This window comes from Neobacillus sp. WH10, assembly GCF_030123405.1.
Taxonomy (GTDB): Bacteria; Bacillota; Bacilli; order Bacillales; family Cytobacillaceae; genus Neobacillus.
In genome coordinates this window covers 957,833-975,237 of record NZ_CP126110.1, presented here as the reverse complement: position 1 = coordinate 975,237, position 17,405 = coordinate 957,833, and the positions used below count along the sequence as shown (strand labels likewise).

Genomic DNA, 17,405 nt, shown 5'->3' with positions numbered 1-17,405 from the left:
TCAATACCAATCTTAGTCTTAAAATCTAAAAAGGCAGAACTAACGACAGCTGTTATTAGCCAGCCCGAGCCTAACCAAATGTACAGACACCCAAATAAACCAATTTAGAGAAGCAAAGAGAGATTACATATTTAAGATATTTCTTTTTAGGAAGATATAAATTAATAGTTTAAAAACCCAAAAAGACAAAATAAAAAAATAAAACTCTTATGTCCATTCGTTCTGATTTCACAGTTTATGATGATTATTATAATTTCCAAAAAGGAAATTCATGAGGCAATTAGTCTTTTATTAATCGGAATTTAATTTAGCCTTATAAATGGAAAGCTTCTTTAACTACTAATTTCCCTAAGCCATTCCCTCGATACTCTTCGCTTAAAGCAATATTCTTAAACTCAACAATTCCGTTCGGATGGAAAGTAAATAAAACCACCCCTGCAGTTTTCTCTTTACTGTAAATCGCGAACATTTCTCCATCATTTATGTACTCTCTGACAATCTCTTCGCTTTCAACTGTAAAAAGAAGATAGTCTAGAAATGAATTTCTTTCCTCCATTTCTATTACCTTCAAATGAACTTTCCGCAGTAGCATCCCTCCAATTACACACCCTAATTTTAACACAAATTGGTAATGGATATTAATTTAACTTTGGACTTTAAATACTCATACCAAACAATTGACCCTATTATTCAAATGGTAAACAGTGCCAGTCACTGTTTGCCATTAAAACTCTTAAGTCATGTCCAAGCAGGAAACCTAATTGCATTTGAATTCCCTAATGATTAAACTAAATAAAGATTTATAAAGGTTGGAGTTCAGACAGGAAACACATTTATTACTAAAAATGGTGATGTTGTTGATATCGAAAACTCAATTGCCCGTCAGACTCGGAGGATTCCGTCGGGGGATACGTATGTTGATGGAATGGGCGTCGGCGATGTAGGGGAAATCGTGTTACGAGACCGAAAACAACTTTCTGAGGATGGAATGCTCGTTATTGTTTTAACATTAAGTAAAACGGAAAGAAAAATTATTCAAGGACCTGACACGATTACTCGCGGGTTCGTATACGTAAAAGATTCTGAAGATCTTCTAAGAGAAATTAACCGCCTTGTTAAAAAAACGGTTAATGACTTACAAGCAGAGGATATACGGCAGTGGAATGTAATCAAACAAAATATTAAAAAATCGGTTGGCCAATATTTATTCGCAAAAACGAAGAGAAAGCCAATGATTCTCCCAATCATAATTGAAATTTAATAACAAACTCAAATGTATCCACGAAAAGATATAATAAGGTAAAGTTCCACAACTGAACAATAACGGAGGCTTAACATTTGAAAATTAATAATAAATTTCAAAGCAAAGATAATTTGCGAGAAATGCCTCCAGTCCTTAGTACTCGGGCCTTGAACCATGCTTTACGCCCCAAAAGGAGCCTGCCCCCACTACATTAATACTTTACTGTCATGTGGGACAGGCTCATTTTGATTGGATATCAGTTCTGTTTATTACTACTGCATTTATACCTTTTTAACAAATTCAGATTTGGCTATAGGATAGAATGATGGAATATCTCCTCTTTTCCAGGGAATTTGGAGGTACCTTATCTTTCAGCCCCAATCCTAGCAGCATGATGGATTTCCTCTAAAACCTCTTCTCTGATATAAAATATCTTGTAATATCAAAGATTTCTTTTAATGGTTTGCTCAAATTCCGGATAACAAATAATAATAGATATGCTTACCTATTCTACTTATTGTCTGCTTTCCCGCAATTACATCGTCAAGCTGGTCCATTAAGACCGCTGCATAGGCCGTTTTCCCCTTATACATTATTATCGCACAATCATGTCCAACTTGAGGAAGACTGCCTGTTTTATTGGCCGCCATTACCCCGTCTAAGTTCATCATACCAGGAAGTCTATCTTGAAATTGCTGATACTTCATTTATTTTTATGGCTGCCGCTCGGCTTTCCACTGATAAATACGATCCTTCATTCATTGAAATAATTCTTTCGTTTTTGTACTATCTATCCATACTATTTACTATTAATTTCCTAATCATGAGAATTAAACGTATCTACATTTATAATAAGAAAAGTTGTGCTAATTACCGTCTAAGCAAAATAGAAGAGGCGCATGAATTATTCATGCGCCCCTATCAATTGTTGGCTCTGTTCATTCAATTTGATATATTTAATGAAGTAAGCTTGTTCCAATCAGATTGAGTTTATTTCCACTGTACCAGATCAAAAAGATCCCCTGCAGGAATAAATATTACTTACCAATAGTTATTCTTGCATTCGCCCAGTTGCCATGATCGGATGCTGCGCCATTACCGCCATCTGTGACAACTAATTTGAGTACATTTTTTCCAATAACATTGGCATTCACTTGTTTCGTTGCTGAATCCCCTGTCATCAAGCCGCTGTCATAGATTTTTTCCCCATCAGCCCATACTTGGAAAACGATAGAACCGCGATTACTTACTTCATCGTCTACCCCAATATCCGCACTAAACGTCGATACATTTCCTCCAAGAAAATATGAAGCTTCCGAGTAAGCGTGAACACCGAGACCTTTATCATACGTTACACCGTTTAAGGTAATTCGATTGCCGTCTCCATCTCCGCTTTCACCGTTAGATCTATCTTTTTCGATTGGACCCCACCCATTTTCAGTATTACCAAAAAATGATAAATCACTGATAAATGCATCCTTCGTTGGAGGCTGCGGTGTCACTTCAACCGTCATTGGTGTTCGTGTGTAGCCTGTTTTTTCTTTGCCTTGTTTAGCAAAAGAAACTTCGGAAAAAAAGTCAACGCTTCCTTCTTGAGCGTCTTCAGGAGCAGTAACCTCCCATTTCACTTCAACTTTTTCTTCAGGGGATAAACTAGTAAACTCTGTTTCAGAAATAGGTTTAACTGTCCATCCTTCCGGCATTTTTAGTTCTGTACGTACATCTCTAATTTCTTCAGGCTCCTTATTTTGCACCACTGCTGAAATTTGCGCTGTTTGTCCTGGAACAATCATTTTCTTTGATGAATCAAGAGATAATAGAATACTTGAAGAAGATTCTGCCTGATAAACTTCAAATTCCCATAATGAGTAGCCGTAACTCGTTGCGCGCTCTGTTCCGTACATTCTTACATATCGGGCTTCGACAGGGTTAAATTGAATTTCATCAATACCCCCGTCACCGGTCGTCGTTGAGTACACAGTAGACCAGTTTTCCGCATCTTGAGACACTTGAATCTCATAACCTCTTCCGTATGCTGGTTCCCAATTGAGTGTTACACTGTCGATCGTATACTTTTCACCGAGATCCACATAGATCCATTCATTATTTTTATAACCAGACGCCCATCTTGATTGGAGATCTTCATCAACCGCATTCTCTGGAGTAAGCGAGCTCGTTTCTGAAGAAGACGCGACAACGTTTTTAAAAGCAGCGACATTGACATTCTTCATCGAAGCAACAGCCAATTGTTTGATTTCGATATTGCTCAACGGACGATTATACACACGGAATTCATCGAGAGTACCTTTGAATGCCTTAGTTTTACTTCCAATCGTACTTAGCGGAAGAACAAGAGTCCGATTAGTTGATTCTCTTAACTCCCCATTCACATATAGGGAAGTCCCTTTCGTGGTTCCATTTAGGGCAAGATGTACCCATTGACCGACAGGCAATGAATAGTCAAAGGAAAAATCGTATCCTTCACGTGAGAAACCAACTTTATTTGTATCTTTTTGCACTAATTTCAGAGAGCTGTCCGATGATTCGAGAACAACACCTTCTGATTTATTTTCATCAAGCTTCACCCACATCGAGGTCGACCAAGGGAAGCCTTTACTCAACAAGTCTGTGCTAATATGATCGCTGGTATCGTTAAATACAGCTGCTTGACTGTACCTTCCATCTTTCGTTCTCTCAATTCCTTTTGCGCTCCCTCGGTAATTATTTCCAGAATTATCTTTTACATGATCACTTTTTCCGTGGTCGAACGTATAGTTAAGGATTAAATCGCTTTTGGTTGGAACTTCACGAAGCAAATCCATTCCCGGTGCTTCACCAATGTCTTCAGTTAATTTAGTAAAGTCATTAAACGACTCTTCCCCCTTTCCGCTCCACATTTTCTGAGCAAGTGTCGGCATTGCATGTCTTACACGATCATGAACATCAAATGTTGTATAGCCATACCCAATTTTATCGTTCCATACAGCAAACATTCCTCCTAGAAGATGCGGATTGTCTTCGGCTATGTTTAATTTCGGGTTATTGATGCTGAATATATTCGGCTCCCATTTTTCATATAACAATTTCGTATTCAAATAATCATTGTAATAACCTGCGAATGGAACCATGTAAAGAAGCCCATCGTTCGTATTAATCACGTCAAAACCGTCGTTGACTGCGTCTACCGGGTTATGCCATCCGTTGTTCCAAATGTTTAAGACGATATCCTTGTCCACAGGAGTTTCACCAGGGAATTGGGATAAACTGCCCCACGCCCTTGCTTTTTTACCTTTGCTCTTAAAATATTCATTAACTACATTTAGATATTCTCTGTAAATCTCCATCGTTTCTTTTTCGCCAGTGTAAAATTCATCTGCACCAAAATGGATTTCTTTGGCATCAAAAAGTTCAAGGTATTCATCCCACACCGATTTTATAAAATCGATCGTTTCTTGCCGTGTTATGTCGAGGTGATCGACCGGCAAATTCGGATGGACGAGATCCGGCCTAATTTTTGTAAGAGCTAGTGCATGGCTTGGTGTATCGATTTCAGGAGTGATCGTCATACCGTGTATCTTAGCAAGTTCTTCTAACTCATTAAATTCTTCCTTCGTATAGTGTCCATCTTTCGCTGTTAACTCAGGGTACGTTTCACTTTCTAGACGGAACGCTGAGTATTGATCCCAATGCTTTCTGCTATTATCTTTGAAAATTGCGTTATCACTTAAATGGATTTGGAAATCGTTCATTTTGTACCATGACATCATTTTCACATATTGTTTTAAAAAGCTCATCGGGAAAAACTTACGGCCAACATCCAGCATAAAACCACGGCTTTCGTATTTCGGGTAGTCTCGTGCCGTACCTTTGCTGATATGACCTTTTTCGGCATCCTGAACTAGGATTTGCAGTGCCGTTCTTGTTCCGAAGAAAACGCCAGTTGTTGTATTCGCACGAATTATCACATGATCTTTTACCTCAAACAAATACCCTTCTTCACCGATCCCTGAATCACTGGAATCCAATGTTAGATAAAAATCTCCATCTATCGGTTCTCCTGTTACAACTGACAATTTATGTTTCGTAATGTCTAGCAAATCGGTTTTAAACACTTCTGCTGTTGTTTCTAATTCCTTTGAATACTGAGGATCAATCACAATTCTGGACTTCTTATTAATGTTAAACGAACCGGTTCCTCCCTTCCATTCTCTTAAACTTGGAACCACTTTCGGCTTTTCGTTAACATCAGAAGTAGATTCCTCTGCTGAAGATGTTATCGGTTGAAAAGCGATTAAAGACAGAAACATTGCAAATAGACATAAGAATACTCCTACTTTTCTCATAAAATCCCTCCTCGTATATAAATATTTTCTTAAAAACTACTAAAGGCAAGGTGAATTGAGTTTGAGTTATAAAAATTGAAAGTACTTTTTTTATTGTCACCTCATCTTTTTTTAAAATTAATAAAATACTAGTAACTTCTAAACAAAAAATTTTGTGCTCATCAATACCAAAATTCTTACACCCCCTTTAATTGAAACTTTAAAAAACGCAAAAAAGGCACGGAAGTATCGAATCAAAAGAATTGAAATTCTTTTAACTAATACCACCCTGCCTGATTGAATCAGTAACATGTGATCAATATGATTTACTAAATTTAATATAGCACTCGTTAATAAAAAACTCAATATGTAAGCGTTTAAATTTTTAAATTCTCCGAATATTTCGCTGCATTTTTATTGAATAATCGTAGAACATAATGAAACTTTTAGACAGATTCTTAGGCTAATTTGCTTCCTCGCTCAGTTATATTCACTTCAAACAACATTTTGTCCATGTATCGCCGCCGTTTTCTGAAATATAAAATCCTTCATAGTAACCATCTGTTTTAATGGTAATCGCGTACAGGCGGTCTGGTTGAGTTGGCGAGACAGTAATACCAATTCGTCCAAGATCTTTATCCGAAGCTGGAAGTCCGTTTGTAAGTTGTTCCCATGTGTTGCCGCCATCAGTCGAACGGTAAATACCGGATCCTTCCCCACCGCAGGTACCGGTGAAGCCAATCCGGGCGGCGGAAGTATCGTGTTTGGCGGTACAGGAATTTACAAATCAATTGATCAAGGAGAAAATTGGGAATCAGTTGGTTTAAATGAATCAGGCGCTATTGGAAGAATTGCGATTGATCCGCAGCAAATTTTCGTTAAGAAACTTGATTAACTATAAGGATAAAGAGAAAGTGTATGCTTGTTATCAATATGGAATTTCTGCTTGGTCTGAGGACGGCGGAAATACCATGACTTATTTTACAAACAAGACCGTCTCTGGAATTAGGCAGTCATTGTTAGAAAATGGTCCTATTTTGATTGAATCAGCTACTAGTTTTGTTGATTACTAATGCATTTATACCTTTTTAACAAATTCAGATTTTAATTTCATAGCGCCAAAACCATCAATTTTGCAATCAATATTATGATCCCCATCCACTAAACGGATATTTTTAACTTTTGTACCTACTTTTAAGACGGATGAACTTCCTTTTACTTTTAGGTCCTTGATTACTGTTACAGAATCACCATCGGTTAAAACATTTCCATTGGCATCTTTGAATATCTTTTGATCTTCATTATTTTCAGTTTCTAAGTCTAAAGCCCACTCATGAGCACATTCTGGGCAAACAAAAAGGCTTCCATCCTCATAAGTGTATTCTGAATTACATTTTGGACAATTTGGCAAATTTGACATATTATTATTTCCTCCATTCTTCCCTGTAAATTCCTAAATATAAGAATTTATTTTAAATTTGCTTTTTACACCTTCGTAAGAAAATCGATAGCGAACTTGAAATTTAGTTGGGAGTTCTTTATATGCTTATATATTGTCACAGTCTTCTTATATCGACAAGCCCATCAAACACTTCTTCCTCAAATGTTATCGGTTTTGTTGTGATGACGAGGGACAGAAACTCGTCCTGATTACAATAGTTCCAGTGCCACTGACACCACCCGAAGAAGGTGCCTGCCCCCAGTGTATTAAAGTGGAAACTCATCTGGGGACAAGCACCAACTTTTTGTATGGCACCTACCATTTGATATCATCTGGATACTCCACTATGGATTTTATGTTCGTCATTGAACATTTGTATTTTCTAGCAGCGTGATCTCTTGCCACCTCATTTTGCTGGAGTACTGAAACAAAGGAACAATCCAACCATATTTAATCCCACAATTCACCTCAGTAGGAGAATTGTAGGATTAGAAATTCAGTAATTAATCACTATGTACATGCTACTATTTTATATGTAATATTCTTCGTGTAACGAATTTTTCGAATTTTATTATAATTTTAAAAATTGGGGGTTCTATTATGAAAAAGAAAGTCCTAGCATTATCTTTATCTGGTTTAATGGCATTTGGTGGATATGTAAGCGTTCCTAATTCAGTTGGTGCAGTGGGTGAAGGGCCAAACTATGGCGGAAATGAGTCGATTCAAACTTCTATCCTACATACATACAATGACCTAGTTGATTTTCTTAAAACCCAAGATGCAAAACAAGATGCCATGAAACTAGAAGTCATTGGTCAAACTGTAAAAGGCCGTGATATTTACCTCGCGAAATATATATCTAACCCTAGCAATCCTACCATTCTCTATTTAACCCAGCAACATGGCAATGAACAGCTGACGACGGAAGGTGCTCTAGAATTTATTAAACACTTAGGAACGAATAAAATGAAAGGGGTTCTTGATCATGTAAACATCCTTGTCGTACCAATGTTAAATGCTGATGGAGCTATGGGCGATGTAAACTTTTCCCTTGATGACTATGCCGCTGACGGCGGAAGGCATTTGACTCGCTATAATGCTGTTGGTGCCGATTTAAACCGTGACCATGTTGCCAAAATCCATCCAGAGACCCAAGCCTTGCATAATAATGTGTTAAAAAAGTACAAAATTGATTATATGATTGATCTCCATCATCAAGGAACTCAAAGTGAAGTAGACGGGAAATATGCTTCAGGTTCCATCCTTTATCCGACAAATCGGAATGTTAAGCCGGAAGTACTAGAACGGTCAAAAAAATTAGGAGCTGTCGTATTCAATGCTATTGACTCAAAGGGATGGGGAAATATCGGAAAATACAATGGCGGTTCAGAAGAAACAATTGGCCGCAACGGTGCAGCAGTTCAATACGATATTTCAACACTTCTTTTTGAAATGCGCGGCATGTCTGATCACAACTATGAGTCTTACGTACTCGGACAAAAAAGCAATGGTTATTTGATTAAGCAAACGATAACCACCCTTGATGCAACAACAAGAGCCATCGCCGATGGTTCTATTGAAAAAGTGGATACAAGCTTTTGGAATACCCTTCCAACCCAAACGACTCGGCCTTCTGGAGAAGAAGAAACAGAATAAACACTCATAACAGCGAACAGTGGCTGCCACTGTTCGCTAGAGGAAAGTAATATTTTTTCTGTTCCAACTGGGCTATGGTACCTGCCTCCCAGAGTGTTAGAGCTTTAAATTCGAGAAGTTTATTCTTGGTAAATAAAAAATCTGCATCTTACACTATGCAGATTTTTTTTCATCCACTATTTCATTGAGAGTGATTAAATACTCACGTATGTTTTCTAGTTTTGATTGAACAAAGTCTTGTAAACTGTCTGGGATAAGCTTGTCAATACATTCGAGAGTATCAGGATTCAAGGAGACCTTTAACCATGCATCTTCTTGCATATCCAAACATTTAACCGTTACTTTTTGTCTCTTACATATAACATCTACAATTTGATATCTCACTCGGCTGTCGCACTCATTTCTAATTTGAATAGTCTACAAGATGCCTGTGTAAGATTTTTAAGGCACTCCACTCGTATTCTTTCTTCACAGACAAAATCATTAAGCAATTCATTCTTTAACATAGAGTAGATCATCGAAATATGATCATGAGTCAGATCATTTATATGGCCTTGTGCTGCAGCATTTAGAATTTCTTTTTCAAAGTACTCGACAGAACCAAATAAAACAGTCACCCTGATCTCCACCCTTCCCGAAAATAATTAAAAATAATTGCAAATCCTAATACTGAAAAGAAGATGAGACGTAGAAAACGATTTCTTTTTTTCCTCTCCTTTCTTTATTACAAGAGAAAAAGCCCACCCCAAAAAAGAATGATGGACAAAAATGAATGTTAGTCAATAAAAAACCTTTAACAAAATATCCAGTCCTTTTTGGCAACCCGGCTATCCTAGCACTTTCGCCTTAGACCCGTGGCTTTGCGTCCCCGCCTTTCGACGGGTTTGCCTTTTTCAATTGATACTTTTATACTACATCTAAAAAATGTACTTTTCAACAATATTCTACATAATTCTTCATAATTTTCATAAATATGACAAATATTATTCTTTAGACACATGTCTACCTATTTTCGCTTTGGGCTTATAAATAAAATCGAAAAAAACATGTATGTGGTTCAATATGATGGTGCTATAGTTATTATCGACATTTACAGATGAGAGTTTATTAGGAATTGATTTAATTATTTAGAAAATCCTGCAAGAAATTTGCCGTATCGAAATGGTGCAGTGACTACTTTTTTATATAGTTTCTTATCATTCATGTGAAGTGGAAAACGATGATACGTGTCTTTTGTATTTACTTCTAGAATCCATACTTTCCCATGTTCGTCCACCATTAGATCAATCCCAAGGTCTCCGTAGTTGCCATATTGGTCAAAAACACGACAAATTTGAAATGCAATCTTTTTTAGCTCCTCTACTTTATTTTGTGCTTTTTTAGCATTCATGTCGAATGCTAGCTGGAAAGATTCCACACCAGACCGGATAAAACCAGCACGAGAAAAATTTGTGATAATACCTCCACTTTTCCCGAACTTACCGAATACACCTGGGCATCCCCAGTTCCCTTTTCCATCCTTTTGCATAATCACTCTGAAATCTATAGGTCTGTTTTGATACCTATTCATCGTTATAGCCTGTTGGGCTATGTAACCCTTGTTTTTAAGATTATTAAACCATTGCTCACTATTCTCTAGATTTTCTAAATGTTTAAGATAGAAACCATTTGGATTTTGAAAAGAAGGATAAGTAACAGTATAGCCAGTTTGACTTTTCTCCACCTTCCTGATCCCTCTTGAAAGGGTTCCACCTGTCGGTTTTAAATAGATAGAATCGTATTGTTCCAGCATTTTATCCAGCACAGTCATGTCAGTTAGGAGAGTAGTAGCAGGAAGGTGTGAATGAAGCTCTGTGATGGGGGAAAGACGTTTCCAAAGCTCCCATTTGTTGAAAGAGCCCGGAGAAAAGCTGTTGAATACACAATCTCCCATTATTGATTGCAAATCATCGAATACGTTTTTCGGCATGGCTGTACGATTATAAGCAGATCCTGGATAGGGAAACGTCCCAAGCTTCCAACGGTTTGAAGATTCCTTCGCGTTTGGATCAAAATAAAACCCTTTTATTTGCTTTTTTTGGGTATCTATTGTGTTCCATGCACACAGATAGACCAGTCCTTGAATACTGGAGTAATCAAAAAAATAAGCACGGAATTTATTCAATTTTGATAGTGTCATTTCCTTTAAATCAGAAAAGACAATTAACGCAATGACAGGCCCTAGTTTAAGGGTCGTGTTATTTCGCTTCAATTCATAGTGAAGTGTGTCAGGAATGGTGAATGTATCCTTCCATTGTTGTGGTAAACCGATCATATCATCTGGGAAATCACTGCAAATCTGAATCTGTATATGCTGCTTCCAGGAACCGAATTGAAATGTCATATTACCGGGGGAAATGTCATGCTCATTTGCCGATTTCTGAGACAATTGAATCTGACTGGTTTCAGTAATCCATTTAATATACATTTTCCACCAACTCTTTCAAGTATATGTCTATCCCAGAATATGTCGTTTTGGCGAAAATGCTTAGACGGTTGTACAAGTGATACCAATTAACTTACATAGGAAAAAGGGTTTATAGACCTAAATATAGAGGAGCAGCTACTTCAACAGCCAACTCAGGCTTTCTGCTGTAAATTGGCACCATAGTGTTTGGTGTAGCAAGTATGATGGATAATTACCAAGCTATTATAAAGGTCCTCGGGGCAATTTTTACAGGGGCGGGATTGATATCAGCAGGAATAAAAGTTAAATAAGACTGCTGAAGGAATTTTCTGGGTTAAAAACCGAAAGATTTGGCCTTCATAAGGTCGATGAAGACCTTTTCCGAGTGAAAATCAGAAAGATTTGGCCTTCATAAGGCCTATGAAGGCCTTTTCCAAGTAAAATTCAGAAAGATTTGGCCTTCATAAAGCTGTACAAGTCACTGTTCTTCTCAATTGCTTTTCAATCAAATGTTTGATTATTTGTTTGGAAGTTTAGATTCTGTAACGCTTGGGCTAAACAATCGTTCTACTTCTATTTTTAATTTATCTAATAACTTAAAACTGGACTTGTAACCTAAGCTTTCAATCACGTTTCGATAGTACCACTCTTGATCCTGTTTACCTCGGTTAAACCTTTCCCAAACCATGTCACCGATTTGTTCATAGTCATTCATAATAGACCTTATATTATGTAATTTGTCTGCACAGGCAACAGCCTTAATGTCTTCTGAGGCAGTCTTTAAAAACTCAATTGTATGCTCTTTCCTTTCTTCCCAGGATAACGATTTATCAGGTTCTGAGCATCCTTGCACAATACTTGCTATTTTAGGGCCGAATTCCCGTTCAATATCTGCCAATGAAAGTGATGTATCTTCAACCGTATCATGTAATATTCCTGCAGCAATGATATCATCTCCATATCCCGCTTTCATTAAAATCATCCCTACCGCGATTGGGTGAGTAATATAGGGAATATCGGTGTGTTTTCTATACTGATTTACATGTGCTCTGCTTGCAACCTGAAGTGCCTTTTCAATCACATTCATAATGAGCTTTCCTCCCTATTTTGTGTGCCTTTCTTTATCATAGTTTTAACGAACAGAGTTTAGTCTAATGATTTTTCTAAAAGTATTTCGTCACGAATTGGAATCCCATTTTCAGCGAAAAGAGGAATTTCGGGTTTTTTTCTCCTTGCCTCTTCAACTGTATTTGGATATATTTGTACCAGCCGATAACCCCTCTTTTGATAAAATTGCAACGCATGCAGGCTATCATTAGTTGTCACTAACTTTACCCATCTACAATCCTGTTCTCTGGCTGTTCGTTCCGCCTGTTGAATTAGCCTAGTCCCAATCCCTTTATTTTCCTCTATGCTATCTAATGAAATAATTTCACACTCATCTCCAGAAATAACAAACGTAATTAAACCAACAATATCCTTATTTTCATTTAAGGCAGCGAAACCATCTAGCTCATCACATTGAAAGATTCCACTTGAAATAACCATTTGCGGGCTGCCCCAATGATTTGTAAAAAAATGAGTAATCTTACTTTTTTCTAGTTTAGTAGTATGAACAATGTTCACGTTATTTGTTCTCCTTTAAAACCATTATTTATTATTGAATAGTTATTTCGTTTAATTTTAATAACCTAATGGTTCTTCTCCAAACCGCTCCCATAATATTGGAAACATTTCTTCTAAATCATCTTCGTCTTCCCAATCAAATTCGATATCACTGTTTTGTTCTAGCCCCTTTTCAGCCAATGAATCTAGCATTTCATCATACAAATCCCCATCCCATTCCTCTATATCTCCGTCCTTTTTAAGTGTGAAGGCATCAAACCCAATATTCAGGAAATCCTCAAATTCAGGAACCCCTTCTTCACCAAGATTTTTATCGGAAATGTAGTCGGCTAAGAACTCAGGGTTCTTTAATGTTTCCTCAAAAACTTCCTGCCCTTGTGAAATAAGCCATCCTCGAAAGTAATCAAAGGAATCATCAGAACAGCCACCCATAATAACATAGGCAGCTCCCCAAAGGTGTGATTGATAACTTTCATTCATATAATTTTGGAAGATAAACTCATAATCCAATATTTCGTTCTCCGCTTTCTTACTTTGTACTTCTGTCAGCCATTCGACGCGACTTTCCTCATAGGCCTTTGACTGTTCTACCAAGTTCCAAAATTCTATCTTATCCATTGCTATCCCTCCAGAACCTCAAAATAATTTATTAACACTGACATATCATGAGCTGATTTCCGTCAGGGTCTAAAATTTTTAAATGGGGTATTCAAAAAAATCAACTCCATATTAACGCTTATTGCTCCACTGCTATTTCATTCGCTTTTTTAATTACTAATCCTGCATGTGTATGTAAAAAATCTGCTCCCTACCCTTTAAAAAATGCGGTTCCCTCTCTGGAAAATATAAACCCTAATTAACTATTTATGTGTTATCCAAAGTTTCTTGGTGTAAAAGTAAATTATTTCTGAAATGATTTTTTTGATCGGAAGACATCATTTATTAATAAAAAACGGAAAATGGAAGGCACTAGGCCTTCCATTTTGTACTCGTATCAAAGTTGTTTTATATCTGTTCTTTCCAAAGCTGCATTGGATTTTCTTGCCCTTCTTCTAATGGCATTCGGGTTATAGAAAGAGTCCTTTCCGATTTCGTTTTTTTCAGGTCTTCATAAATCATCTTTGATTTACCTAAGCCAGCCTCAGCAGCATCCTCAATGGACGCACAATAATAGACCTTTTCGATTCCAGCAAAATACATTGCAGTTAAGCACATCGGGCAAGGCTCCCCGCTTGCATATATTACACAACCCGATAAATTATTCGTTTGCCATTGTTCCTGAGCACGGCGAATCGCCAGCAATTCCGCATGACCACTTATATCAAATGTTTTGTGCAGCTCATTTACTCCTTCTGAAATAATCGTGTCATTCTTTACAAGCACTGCCCCAAACGGCTGCCCGCCATCGCGAACATTTTCAACAGCAAGTTCTACCGCCCGCTTCATAAATTTGTCCATTCCATTCTTCCTTTCCTAGTGTTTTAAAAAATGAAAATGCTTTAGCTCTTATCATCTTAGCACTCATAATGCCTTTTTCAATTCTCGAGATTTTACGGAAAAAGAGACACTAACTTTTTATTAGATTTCAACCTTTAAATGTCCAATCGTTGTTTCTCCTTCGTGACAAATCTCAATAACATATTTCATCGGTATGTATAGATAGTTATCTGAACTAACTGCTGTCAAATCATCAAATGCATGTGTAACTTTTTCAAATCTGGTTTTAATATCAGGATAATTCCCATAACTCCAGTAAACCTCAACATATTCTTGCTTTAGAAAACCAGTTACCTCGGATAGACCAGAAATTTGGTAATGCTTAGGAATTCTACTCTATGCGGGTAAATGGTGTAAAAGGCATATGATTTTGAAATACTTCATAGAGTTCGTCACTCCCAGCAATTTCCCAAAAATCACGGTCTGCTAGCACAAGATCGTATGGAGTTTTGATGTCAGCCCAGCAAATGCTTCGTATTTTCGTAATCGGCAGCCCTTCTTCACCGTTCCAACTAGTAAAATACTCTACAATTCCACTAGCTTGAAGGGCTTCGTCTATATACGAATAGAGCAACGCTAAACACTTTTCATCGATTGCATTACCTTTCAAATTATCTTTTAAGAATAGGAAATTATAGCTGCAAGCTACTTGAAATTTAAACGGGATTTTTCATTTCATCATCAGGTTGGATATTCTGCTATTTAATTAGATGAAGAAATATATCATCTACAATTTCTATAATTGTCTCCTCTGTTACAAGTTCATATGTGGTTAATAGTTCATGCCTAATCAGATCGATAGGGAGCCATGATATCCTCTCTGATGCTTTTTCTTCTTTGATTTCTCCTCGCTCTATTGCTCGTTTTAGGATTGTCTGCATTGTATTAGTTCTTCGCATATTTAATAACTCAGAAAATGGAATGCCTACATTCCACTTGCACTTTTTCCCAAAGATAGAAGTATAAACCTAGTTCCTTTTGGAGCTTCGGTCATTATCAATGGCGAGATACACTATCTAGAAATCATAGTCAACGTCTTGACTTTTCTGCCCTATGGCATTTTTGTGTGCATGTTCGGAGATCGAAAATCATTCCTTAAAATGCTTGCACCAATCTTCTTTACCAGCTTATTATATGAGGCAATACAATACATTTGGGCACTGGGAGCAAGTGATATAACGGACCTTATTACAAATACTTTAGGAGGAGTCATCGGGATTGATATTTCTTTGTCCTACACAAAATCTTTAAAGATAGCGTTTTTAAAACAATAAATGTAATTGCAGTCCTTTTTCTGTTGCTTATCGGAATCGTTATTTATGCAAATATGAAGTTTAAAATTTTTATATACCATTAATTTTATTATAGTACAAGATATCTTGTATATATTCAAAAAGGAATATTATCTTGTTCCAGAACATTTGTGGAGCCTAAATCTAAATTAACTATCTTCCGTAATCGGGCGCGATTGTTGAAGATAGTTAGTCTAATTCCTCAGTGAATATGCGGAGGTATTAGACTTTTTTATCTCTCAAAATCCTTAAAGTTGTAAATGCGGTTTCTAGATATTGTTCCATTGGTAAATGTGTTGGCAGCAAGTGACAAATTCTGTGACAATTACTGGTAAGAAACATGGTAGAAGTGGTTCATTCTTATGGCCGTAATCAGAGCACCAGGTATTACATGCAAATGCCAAAAGCAATCTACTTTTCTTTTTGGCCAATATGATTGTGACGATTGTGTATAAAATAAAGAATCGTCAGTAAAGGGGAGAGGTTTACCTCTCCCCTTTTCTTTTCTTGTAACAAAAAAGCATACATTCAAATAGATGAATTAAAAAAAGTCAAAAAATGATGATTTCAACGATGGGACTATTTTTTCGAATAGCTCGATCTCCATCTCGGATCCTTTCAAGTACCCCATTTCAAAAAGCTCCATCGGTTTTTTATATCCAAAAAGAATGGATGAAAGGGAATTGATATTTAAGCGAATCCCTTTTTTAGGAGGATGAACACACTGACCCCCTGCTTTTTCTTTAAATACCTTTATTTCGCCATTTCCAATTAAATAGCTTCCATTATTCCAAGGGGCATGTGAATCTTCTAAATGAAGGAATAGCAGCTCATTTCCTGGTATAAAAGGAAATCTTTTTAAACATTCCTCAGCATCAACGACCCTTGCCATAAAATAAGGGTGTAACTCTGTTTTCACCTTGGGTTGCGGCAGAAAATAAGGAAAAGTATCCTGACTGGAAAGAGTAATCGTCACGGTTTCAACCATGGAGTCATGCTGGCAAATAAAATTCCATAGCCCGACTCTTGCCTCCTGGTCCATGGCAACCATCTCCTGCACATCCATTTTTCTTTCCTTCACACGGTAAAGAATATAACCCTTAGCCTCGTTCTCGGAATGGTAATAGACAGCAAGCTGGGAATCTTCATCATATAAGTGATGTTGCCACCAATTGGTCTCGCGTTTTAGCATTCCGGTATGTTGAATGCAAAATTGTTGGTAAATCTTTTCAATCTCCTCATTATGGGTCTCTTTTGAATATCTTTTTATGAAACCTTGCTGGCTTTCGAGAAACTTCAGGTCCCGATTTTCAATCGTTATTTTTTTCTGCTCACTTAATATTTCCCATCCATATCTCCGATAAAAAGAGATATCAAATGGGTGTAAAAGCGATACGATTTGAGCATTTTCACGCATGTGCTTTAAAGAATCCAGAATGAGTGTTTTTACATAACCGTTTCGTCGATATTCCGGGTATGTAGCGACACCTGCGATTCCACCCATTTTCCATTCATCATCTTTCATATGAATTTTTAATGGAATAATATGAAGTTTGGCAGCCAGAATGTCTTCATCCCATATTCCTAAAATTTTATGGTTTTTCACCATTTCTTTTTTAGCAGGTAAGTCAGAATCCGCAATCTTATATTGAAATGCATACATTGACAGTTTTATTGATTCTAAATATTCATCTTCTCTCACTTCAGTAACCAACATTTAGTCCCATCTCCTTTGCCTAACTACATTTATTTTTAGCATCGGAATAACTTCATTTAGAGAATATTTTTATTTGCCCGCGGCACCAAGTGGGTATCCAATGATATCCCAACAATAAAACAACTAACCTAGGAATAATAGGGCTGACTTAAAGAGTTTTAATAA

General features: G+C 36.9%; 18 protein-coding genes, 1 pseudogene and 1 riboswitch. Of the genes and pseudogenes, 5 read left to right on the top strand and 14 right to left on the bottom strand.

The features are described from left to right. Window positions 1-313 precede the first annotated feature (313 nt). A complete protein-coding gene (locus QNH20_RS04440) occupies window positions 314-556 on the bottom strand; it encodes a GNAT family N-acetyltransferase (RefSeq protein WP_283921706.1) in 243 nt (80 codons plus the stop codon). Between the two features lie 252 nt (window positions 557-808). On the opposite strand from QNH20_RS04440, the pseudogene QNH20_RS04435 reads away from it, so the two are divergent. Further along, window positions 809-1,261, top strand: a pseudogene (locus tag QNH20_RS04435) (ribonuclease J); the annotation flags it as partial. Window positions 1,262-1,710: 449 nt separating this feature from the next. On the opposite strand, the gene QNH20_RS04430 reads toward QNH20_RS04435, so the two are convergent. Then, the gene (locus tag QNH20_RS04430) at window positions 1,711-1,950 is read right to left on the bottom strand and encodes a serine hydrolase (protein WP_283921705.1); all 240 of its coding nucleotides are present in this window, start codon (window positions 1,948-1,950) and stop codon (window positions 1,711-1,713) included. Between the two features lie 330 nt (window positions 1,951-2,280). After that, window positions 2,281-5,586, bottom strand: coding sequence for an NPCBM/NEW2 domain-containing protein (locus QNH20_RS04425; protein WP_283921704.1), 3,306 nt, complete (start codon window positions 5,584-5,586; stop codon window positions 2,281-2,283). Between the two features lie 574 nt (window positions 5,587-6,160). Here QNH20_RS04425 and QNH20_RS04420 point away from each other — a divergent pair. After that, entirely contained in the window at window positions 6,161-6,460 is a 300-nt protein-coding gene (locus QNH20_RS04420) for a beta propeller repeat protein (protein WP_283921703.1), read from the top strand. Between the two features lie 19 nt (window positions 6,461-6,479). Further along, window positions 6,480-6,638: a hypothetical protein gene (locus QNH20_RS04415; RefSeq protein WP_283921702.1), complete on the top strand. Its 159-nt coding sequence runs from the start codon at window positions 6,480-6,482 to the stop codon at window positions 6,636-6,638. Between the two features lie 5 nt (window positions 6,639-6,643). Here the strand turns inward: QNH20_RS04415 and QNH20_RS04410 are convergent, their stop codons facing one another. Further along, window positions 6,644-6,985, bottom strand: coding sequence for a zinc ribbon domain-containing protein YjdM (locus tag QNH20_RS04410; protein ID WP_283921701.1), 342 nt, complete (start codon window positions 6,983-6,985; stop codon window positions 6,644-6,646). A 621-nt stretch (window positions 6,986-7,606) separates the two neighbouring features. Between QNH20_RS04410 and QNH20_RS04405 the strand changes: the two genes are divergently transcribed. Further along, window positions 7,607-8,662, top strand: a complete 1,056-nt coding sequence (locus QNH20_RS04405; RefSeq protein WP_283921700.1) for a M14 family zinc carboxypeptidase — start codon at window positions 7,607-7,609, stop codon at window positions 8,660-8,662. A 380-nt stretch (window positions 8,663-9,042) separates the two neighbouring features. Here the strand turns inward: QNH20_RS04405 and QNH20_RS04400 are convergent, their stop codons facing one another. The 9 genes from QNH20_RS04400 to QNH20_RS04365 form a co-directional block, all read right to left on the bottom strand. Next, entirely contained in the window at window positions 9,043-9,279 is a 237-nt protein-coding gene (locus QNH20_RS04400; protein WP_283921699.1) for a hypothetical protein, read from the bottom strand. Window positions 9,280-9,476: 197 nt separating this feature from the next. Continuing rightward, window positions 9,477-9,561: riboswitch (cyclic di-GMP riboswitch) on the bottom strand. A gap of 224 nt (window positions 9,562-9,785) precedes the next feature. After that, window positions 9,786-11,129, bottom strand: coding sequence for a YheC/YheD family endospore coat-associated protein (locus tag QNH20_RS04395; protein ID WP_283921698.1), 1,344 nt, complete (start codon window positions 11,127-11,129; stop codon window positions 9,786-9,788). Window positions 11,130-11,625: 496 nt separating this feature from the next. Continuing rightward, window positions 11,626-12,195, bottom strand: coding sequence for an HD domain-containing protein (locus QNH20_RS04390; RefSeq protein WP_283921697.1), 570 nt, complete (start codon window positions 12,193-12,195; stop codon window positions 11,626-11,628). A gap of 59 nt (window positions 12,196-12,254) precedes the next feature. Continuing rightward, window positions 12,255-12,734: a GNAT family N-acetyltransferase gene (locus tag QNH20_RS04385; RefSeq protein ID WP_283921696.1), complete on the bottom strand. Its 480-nt coding sequence runs from the start codon at window positions 12,732-12,734 to the stop codon at window positions 12,255-12,257. 57 nt (window positions 12,735-12,791) lie between these two features. Beyond that, window positions 12,792-13,352 (bottom strand): DUF4240 domain-containing protein, encoded by a 561-nt coding sequence (locus QNH20_RS04380; RefSeq protein WP_283921695.1) that lies wholly within the window; start codon window positions 13,350-13,352, stop codon window positions 12,792-12,794. A gap of 387 nt (window positions 13,353-13,739) precedes the next feature. After that, entirely contained in the window at window positions 13,740-14,192 is a 453-nt protein-coding gene (locus QNH20_RS04375) for a nucleoside deaminase (protein ID WP_283921694.1), read from the bottom strand. Between the two features lie 120 nt (window positions 14,193-14,312). After that, window positions 14,313-14,543, bottom strand: coding sequence for a CDI toxin immunity protein (locus tag QNH20_RS27040; protein WP_481858092.1), 231 nt, complete (start codon window positions 14,541-14,543; stop codon window positions 14,313-14,315). Between the two features lie 19 nt (window positions 14,544-14,562). Beyond that, the gene (locus QNH20_RS04370) at window positions 14,563-14,841 is read right to left on the bottom strand and encodes a hypothetical protein (RefSeq protein ID WP_283921693.1); all 279 of its coding nucleotides are present in this window, start codon (window positions 14,839-14,841) and stop codon (window positions 14,563-14,565) included. A gap of 88 nt (window positions 14,842-14,929) precedes the next feature. Beyond that, a complete protein-coding gene (locus QNH20_RS04365) occupies window positions 14,930-15,130 on the bottom strand; it encodes a TetR-like C-terminal domain-containing protein (protein ID WP_283921692.1) in 201 nt (66 codons plus the stop codon). Between the two features lie 30 nt (window positions 15,131-15,160). On the opposite strand from QNH20_RS04365, the gene QNH20_RS27035 reads away from it, so the two are divergent. Continuing rightward, window positions 15,161-15,505 carry a VanZ family protein gene (locus QNH20_RS27035; RefSeq protein ID WP_481858091.1) on the top strand — a complete coding sequence of 115 codons (345 nt, stop codon included), beginning with the start codon at window positions 15,161-15,163 and terminating at the stop codon, window positions 15,503-15,505. A 559-nt stretch (window positions 15,506-16,064) separates the two neighbouring features. On the opposite strand, the gene QNH20_RS04360 is transcribed toward QNH20_RS27035, so the two are convergent. Then, window positions 16,065-17,240 (bottom strand): GNAT family N-acetyltransferase, encoded by a 1,176-nt coding sequence (locus QNH20_RS04360; protein ID WP_283921691.1) that lies wholly within the window; start codon window positions 17,238-17,240, stop codon window positions 16,065-16,067. Window positions 17,241-17,405: the final 165 nt, after the last annotated feature.

Bases quoted from the DNA above. Each gene is read 5' to 3' on its own strand.
- QNH20_RS04440 (WP_283921706.1), bottom strand. From the start codon at position 556: ATGGAGGAAAGAAATTCATTTCTAGACTATCTTCTTTTTACAGTTGAA.
- QNH20_RS04430 (WP_283921705.1), bottom strand. From the start codon at position 1,950: ATGAAGTATCAGCAATTTCAAGATAGACTTCCTGGTATGATGAACTTA.
- QNH20_RS04425 (WP_283921704.1), bottom strand. From the start codon at position 5,586: ATGAGAAAAGTAGGAGTATTCTTATGTCTATTTGCAATGTTTCTGTCT.
- QNH20_RS04410 (WP_283921701.1), bottom strand. From the start codon at position 6,985: ATGTCAAATTTGCCAAATTGTCCAAAATGTAATTCAGAATACACTTAT.
- QNH20_RS04405 (WP_283921700.1), top strand. From the start codon at position 7,607: ATGAAAAAGAAAGTCCTAGCATTATCTTTATCTGGTTTAATGGCATTT.
- QNH20_RS04395 (WP_283921698.1), bottom strand. From the start codon at position 11,129: ATGTATATTAAATGGATTACTGAAACCAGTCAGATTCAATTGTCTCAG.
- QNH20_RS04390 (WP_283921697.1), bottom strand. From the start codon at position 12,195: ATGAATGTGATTGAAAAGGCACTTCAGGTTGCAAGCAGAGCACATGTA.
- QNH20_RS04380 (WP_283921695.1), bottom strand. From the start codon at position 13,352: ATGGATAAGATAGAATTTTGGAACTTGGTAGAACAGTCAAAGGCCTAT.
- QNH20_RS04375 (WP_283921694.1), bottom strand. From the start codon at position 14,192: ATGGACAAATTTATGAAGCGGGCGGTAGAACTTGCTGTTGAAAATGTT.
- QNH20_RS04365 (WP_283921692.1), bottom strand. From the start codon at position 15,130: ATGCGAAGAACTAATACAATGCAGACAATCCTAAAACGAGCAATAGAG.
- QNH20_RS04360 (WP_283921691.1), bottom strand. From the start codon at position 17,240: ATGTTGGTTACTGAAGTGAGAGAAGATGAATATTTAGAATCAATAAAA.